The organism is Helicobacter pylori FD535 (assembly GCF_000296015.2).
GTDB classification, from domain to species: domain Bacteria; phylum Campylobacterota; class Campylobacteria; order Campylobacterales; family Helicobacteraceae; genus Helicobacter; species Helicobacter pylori_CT.
This window is the reverse complement of sequence record NZ_AKHP02000024.1, coordinates 1-5,865: the sequence shown is the minus strand read 5'-3', so window position 1 is coordinate 5,865 and position 5,865 is coordinate 1. Positions and strand designations below refer to the sequence as shown.

Genomic DNA, 5,865 nt, shown 5'->3' with positions numbered 1-5,865 from the left:
CACAGCCGCAAAGATGAGTAACAATCCCTTAGAATTAGCCTGCCCAAAAATAAGAGCGAGCAAAGCAGCACCAATGAGAAACAAAAGAGCGAGAGCGATCTTTAAAGTGTCTTTTTGGAGTTTTTTAGAAGCTTTTTCAAACTCCTTGATGTTTTTGATTTCCATACCGTCATAAAAACCTTATTCTAATAGTGGTTTTATTCTATCCAATTAGCCCTTGAGCCACTCTTAAAAAGCGTTGTTTGATAAAAATGGCTCATTATATGGTATCTTAAAGTAAAATTTTAAAGAGAGTTTTAAAAAATGATAGAATTTAGCGATGAAGATTTACAAAAACCGGTGCGTGTTGTGATAGAAAAAATCCGCCCTTACTTGCTCAAAGATGGCGGTAATATTGAAGTGCTAGGAGTGAAAAGCATGAAAATTTATGTGGCTTTAGAGGGAGCATGCAAGACTTGCTCTAGCAGTAAAATCACTTTAAAAAATGTCATTGAAAGGCAGCTTAAAATGGACATTCACCCCAATTTAGAAGTGGTGTGCTTAGAAAACGCTAAGGAGTTTCACGAGCTTTAAGGATTATAGGCATGCAAAAGTTTGATTATGAATTTAAAAAGCGCGTATTGATTAAAGATGGCTTTTTAGCGTTCAAACAAGCCCGTTACGCTGAAGCGTTACGCCTTTTTTCTGAAGTGTTATTTTTGGATAAAGACAACCAAAAAGCCAAAATAGGGGCGTTGTTAAGCGATATAGCTAAAGATTTCCCTAAAGAAGCCCATAGCTTTTATGAATTGTATCAAAGCTTGATCGCTATGCAAAAACGAAGTTTAAAGAACCAAGCTGAAGAACAAATCATCAATTTGATCGCTTCTTTTGATGAGGGATTGAACCAAATGACTGAAAAGATTGATGCGCAAATTTCTCAAAAAGGCGAGGAGTTGAACGGCATTTTGTATGCGGATTTCAAACGCTTGAGCTTGGAGCGCGGTTTTAAGGAAGCGTTTGAAGATTTGATGTTCAGCTCTAGGGTGATTTTTGACAATAAAGAGGATTTTTATGAATTTTTGAAAGAATTGAACCATTATGGCTATTATGAATTAGCGATCAATTACATTGAAAACATGCATGAAGATTCTTTTATTTACGATAAATTTTTGCGTTCTCTTTTAGAAGACGCTCTCAAATCCAATAAGGCTTAAAGAATGAAGCTTAAAAAAACCCTAACTTATCAAAACCACACCTATTCTTTTTTGAGCGATAACACTTATGAAGTTTTAGAAAACCCTAAAGAAATCCTTTTTGTCAAAACGCCTTTAAATGAAAAATACTCTCCTTTAATCGCAGAAAAAAACCTAGCTGTTTTAGATTTTAACGAGCTTAAAAACTATTTTGATTTTAAAATGAAAATTGTAGGGATTACTGGCACCAATGGCAAAACGACCACAGCGAGCTTGATGTATTCCTTACTCTTAGATTTGAATAAAAAGACCGCTCTTTTAGGCACAAGAGGGTTTTTTATCAACGACAAACGAATCAAAGAAAAGGGCTTGACCACGCCCACTCTTTTAGAGCTTTATAGCGATTTAGAAGAAGCAATGCGTTTAGAATGCGAATACTTTATTATGGAAGTGAGCTCCCATGCGATTGTCCAAAAGCGCATCGCCGGGCTTGATTTTGCCCTTAAAATCTTAACTAATATCACAAGCGATCATTTAGATTTCCATCAAAGCATAGAAAATTACAGAGACGCTAAAAACAGCTTTTTTAAAGATGAGGGCTTGAAAGCGATTAACAGAGATGAAACAAACGCCCTTTTTAACCCCATTAACGCGCACACTTACGCGCTGGATAAAAAAGCGCATTTAAACATTCAAGCCTTTTCGCTCAACCCCTCCATTAGCGCGTCTTTATGCTACCAACAAGATTTAAGAGATCCTAACAATAAAGAGACAGCTCTAATCCATTCCCCCCTTTTAGGGCGTTACAACCTTTATAATATCTTAGCGGGCGTTTTAGGGGTCAAACTGCTCACTCAATTACCGCTAGAAGCGATTGCGCCGTTATTAGAAAACTTTTATGGGGTTAAGGGGCGTTTAGAAGTGGTGCATGCCAAACCCTTGGTCATCGTGGATTTTGCCCACACCACAGACGGCATGCAACAAGTCTTTGAAAGCTTTAAAAACCAAAAAATCACCGCTCTTTTTGGAGCAGGGGGCGATAGGGATAAAACCAAGCGCCCTAAAATGGGAGAGGTAGCGAGCTATTACGCTCATAAAATCATCTTAACTTCAGACAACCCCAGAAGCGAGAATGAAGAAGATATCATTAAAGATATTTTAAAAGGCATCAGCGATCCCTCTAAAGTGCTTATAGAAAAAGACCGAAAGAAAGCCATTTTAAACGCTTTAGAAAATTTAAAAGACGATGAGGTGTTATTGATTTTAGGCAAGGGCGATGAAAACACTCAGATTTTCAAAGACAAAACGATTTTTTTTAGCGACCAAGAAATCGTTAAAAACTATTACCAACATTTAAAACAAGGATAAAACATGCAAGAATTCAGTTTGTGGTGCGATTTTATAGAAAGGGATTTTTTAGAAAACGACTTTTTAAAGCTCATCAATAAGGGGGCTATTTGCGGGGCGACGAGCAACCCTAGTTTGTTTTGCGAAGCGATCACCAAAAGCGCGTTTTATCAAGATGAAACCGCTAAACTCAAAGGCAAAAAAGCTAAAGAAATTTATGAAACTCTGGCGTTAAAGGATATTTTACAAGCCTCTAGCGCGTTGATGCCTTTGTATGAAAAAGACCCTAACAATGGCTACATTAGCCTAGAAATTGACCCTTTTTTAGAAGATGATGCCATTAAAAGCATTGATGAAGCCAAGCGGTTGTTCAAAACATTAAACCGCCCTAATGTGATGATTAAAGTCCCGGCGAGCGAGAGCGCTCTTGAAGTCATTAGCGCTTTAGCTAAAGCCTCTATTCCTGTTAATGCCACTTTAGTCTTTTCGCCTAAAACCGCTAACAAAATCGCTCAAATCTTAGCCAAAGAAGCGCAAAAAAGAGCGGTCATTAGCGTGTTTGTTTCACGATTTGACAAAGAAATAGACCCTTTAGCGCCAAAAAACTTGCAAGCTAAAAGCGGGATTACCAACGCTACCGAGTGTTATTACCAAATCAATCAGCATGCCAATAAGCTAACAAGCGCCCTTTTTGCATCCACGGGCGTTAAATCCGATTCTTTAGCTAAAGATTACTACATTAAAGCACTGTGTTTTAAAAACTCTATCAATACAGCCCCCCTAGAGGCTTTAAACGCTTATTTGCTTGACCCCAACACCGAGTATCAAACCCCTTTAAGCGTTACAGAAATTGAAGCGTTTAAAAAAGAATTAAAAACGCACAACATTGATTTAGAAAACACCGCTCAAAAACTCCTTAAAGAAGGCTTGATAGCGTTCAAACAATCCTTTGAAAAGCTTTTAAGCAGTTTTTGATTTTTAAGGGTTTTTTGGATAGAATAGGCCCCTATTTTATTTTAAAGGATTGACATGTTAGAAGGCGTTATTAGAGAGAGTATTACTAAAGCTAACGCTAAGGCTTTAAAAAAAGATGGCTATCTAATCGCAAACATTTATGGAAAGGGCATTGAAAATGTGAATGGTGCGTTCAAATTGAACCCTTTCATTAAATACCTTAAGGAAAAAAAGCATTTGATTTTTCCGGTGAAATTAGGGGATAAGACTTTTGAAGTCGTGGTTCAAGAATACCAAAAAAATCCTGTTACTAACGAGCTTATCCATGTGGATTTACTCGCTGTTACTAAGGGCGTGAAGTCTAAGTTTAAAGTCCCCGTTAAACACCAAGGCACTCCAGTGGGCTTGAAAAATAAAGGGATTTTAATGCTCTCTAAAAAGCGTATCAGCGTGGAATGCACTCCAGAGCATTTGCCCGATCACTATTTAGTGGATGTAGCCCCTTTAGATGTGAATGAGTCTATTTTGGTGCGCGATTTAGAAAAACACGAGAATGTTAAGATTTTAGATCATGATTCTATCGCTGTGATCGGTGTGATTAAAGCGAAGTGATTTCAGGTTATGACGCTTTTAGTAGGTTTAGGCAACCCTACTTTGCGTTACGCTCACACCAGACACAACGCTGGTTTTGATATTTTAGATTCGCTCGTTAGCGAATTGGATCTTTCTTTCGCTTTTTCTCCCAAACACAACGCTTATTTGTGCGTTTATAAGGATTTTATCTTACTCAAGCCCCAAACTTACATGAATTTAAGCGGCGAGAGCGTTTTAAGCGCTAAAAATTTTTACAAAACCAAAGAGCTTTTAATTGTCCATGACGACTTGGATTTACCTTTGGGCGTTGTGAGGTTTAAAAATGGTGGGGGGAATGGAGGGCATAACGGCCTAAAATCCATTGATTTATTGTGTTCTAATTCTTATTACCGCTTGAGGGTGGGGATTTCTAAAGGGATTGGCGTGATTGAACATGTGCTTTCAAAATTCCACAAAAACGAAGAGCCTTTAAAAAACGCTGTGTTTGAACATGCCAAAAACGCCTTAAAATTTTTTATAGAAAGCCATGATTTTAACGCTACGCAAAATCGTTTCACGCTTAAAAAACCTTTAAAAATAGAAAGTTAAATGCACTCTATCAAAAATTTTAAGTTTTTATCGTGGTTTGAATAAGGGTTTAAAGTGCGTTTGTTTAGATTTGTGGGGTGGTATTATTTCAAATACTTTTTAATCGTGCTTTTAGCTTTAGAATTGTTTTTTGTAGGCATTGACAGCCTGAAATACGCCGATAAAATGCCTGATTCTGCGAACATGATTATTTTGTTTTTCACCTATGACATCTTATTCGCTCTCAATTACACCTTGCCCATTTCCTTGCTTTTGGCGATGGTTTTATTTTATATCGCATTCATTAAATCCAACCAATACACCGCCCTGCTCTCCATTGGCTTTTCCAAATGCCAGATTTTAAGCCCTATTTTTTTCATTAGCTTGTTTTTCACGGCCGTTTATGTGGGGTTGAACGCGACTCCTTTTGTGTATATGGAAGAAAAAACGCAAAATTTAATCTATAAAGACAATTCTTTGAGCGTCTCAGAGCATTTGTTAGTGAAGTATAACGATGATTACGTGTATTTTGATAAGATCAATCCCTTATTGCAAAAAGCCCAAAATATCAAGGTTTTTCGCCTAAAAGACAAGACTTTAGAATCTTACGCTGAAGCTAAAGAAGCTTTTTTTGAAGACAAGTATTGGATCTTGCATGACACCACTATCTATGAGATGCCCTTAAGTTTTGAACTGGGCAACAACGCTTTAAACACCACGCGTTTAAAAACCTTTAAAACGCTCAAAAATTTCCGCCCTAAAGTTTTAGACACCATTTATCAAAACAAGCCCGCGGTTTCTATCACAGACGCTCTTTTATCCTTGCATGCTTTAGTGCGCCAAAACGCAGACACGAAAAAGGTGCGCTCGTTTTTGTATGTGTTTGCGATTTTGCCCTTTTTTGTGCCGTTTTTAAGCGTTTTAATCGCTTATTTTTCGCCCAGTCTCGCCCGCTATGAAAACCTGGCTCTTTTAGGGCTAAAGTTTATCATTATCACGCTCGTTGTTTGGGGGCTATTCTTTGCTTTAGGGAAGTTCAGCATTTCAGGGATACTCATTCCTGAAATAGGCGTGCTATCGCCCTTTTTCGTATTCTTGGCTCTTAGTCTTTGGTATTTTAAAAAGCTTAATAAGAGATTGTGATTTTTAAATCTTATATGTTACTAAGTGGTTTTATTCCCTTAGTTTAAAGGTGGCTAGTGGAAAAATTTAATCTAAAAAACCGCCG

General features: G+C 37.5%; 7 protein-coding genes and 1 pseudogene. 7 read left to right on the top strand and 1 reads right to left on the bottom strand.

Annotated features, from left to right (window positions below; all coding sequences use genetic code 11):
- Positions 1-165, bottom strand: a pseudogene (locus DV63_RS18760) (inorganic phosphate transporter); the annotation flags it as partial.
- A gap of 138 nt (positions 166-303) precedes the next feature.
- Between DV63_RS18760 and DV63_RS13005 the strand changes: the two are divergent.
- Genes DV63_RS13005 through DV63_RS12975 form a run of 7 tightly spaced genes read left to right on the top strand, consistent with a single transcriptional unit; the run spans position 304 to position 5,780 of the window.
- On the top strand, positions 304-573 hold the full coding sequence (locus DV63_RS13005) for a NifU family protein (RefSeq protein ID WP_000569304.1): 270 nt from the start codon (positions 304-306) through the stop codon (positions 571-573).
- An 11-nt stretch (positions 574-584) separates the two neighbouring features.
- A complete protein-coding gene (locus tag DV63_RS13000; RefSeq protein ID WP_001168660.1) occupies positions 585-1,196 on the top strand; it encodes a hypothetical protein in 612 nt (203 codons plus the stop codon).
- A gap of 3 nt (positions 1,197-1,199) precedes the next feature.
- On the top strand, positions 1,200-2,543 hold the full coding sequence (locus DV63_RS12995) for a UDP-N-acetylmuramoyl-L-alanyl-D-glutamate--2,6-diaminopimelate ligase (protein WP_000768843.1): 1,344 nt from the start codon (positions 1,200-1,202) through the stop codon (positions 2,541-2,543).
- Positions 2,544-2,546: 3 nt separating this feature from the next.
- Complete coding sequence (gene tal, locus DV63_RS12990; protein ID WP_001155111.1) at positions 2,547-3,497, top strand: transaldolase; 951 nt, start codon at positions 2,547-2,549, stop codon at positions 3,495-3,497.
- 54 nt (positions 3,498-3,551) lie between these two features.
- Positions 3,552-4,088: a 50S ribosomal protein L25/general stress protein Ctc gene (locus tag DV63_RS12985; protein WP_000889307.1), complete on the top strand. Its 537-nt coding sequence runs from the start codon at positions 3,552-3,554 to the stop codon at positions 4,086-4,088.
- 9 nt (positions 4,089-4,097) lie between these two features.
- A complete protein-coding gene (gene pth / locus DV63_RS12980; protein ID WP_000173961.1) occupies positions 4,098-4,658 on the top strand; it encodes an aminoacyl-tRNA hydrolase in 561 nt (186 codons plus the stop codon).
- Between the two features lie 54 nt (positions 4,659-4,712).
- Positions 4,713-5,780: an LptF/LptG family permease gene (locus tag DV63_RS12975; RefSeq protein ID WP_001236080.1), complete on the top strand. Its 1,068-nt coding sequence runs from the start codon at positions 4,713-4,715 to the stop codon at positions 5,778-5,780.
- The last annotated feature ends 85 nt before the right edge of the window (positions 5,781-5,865 follow it).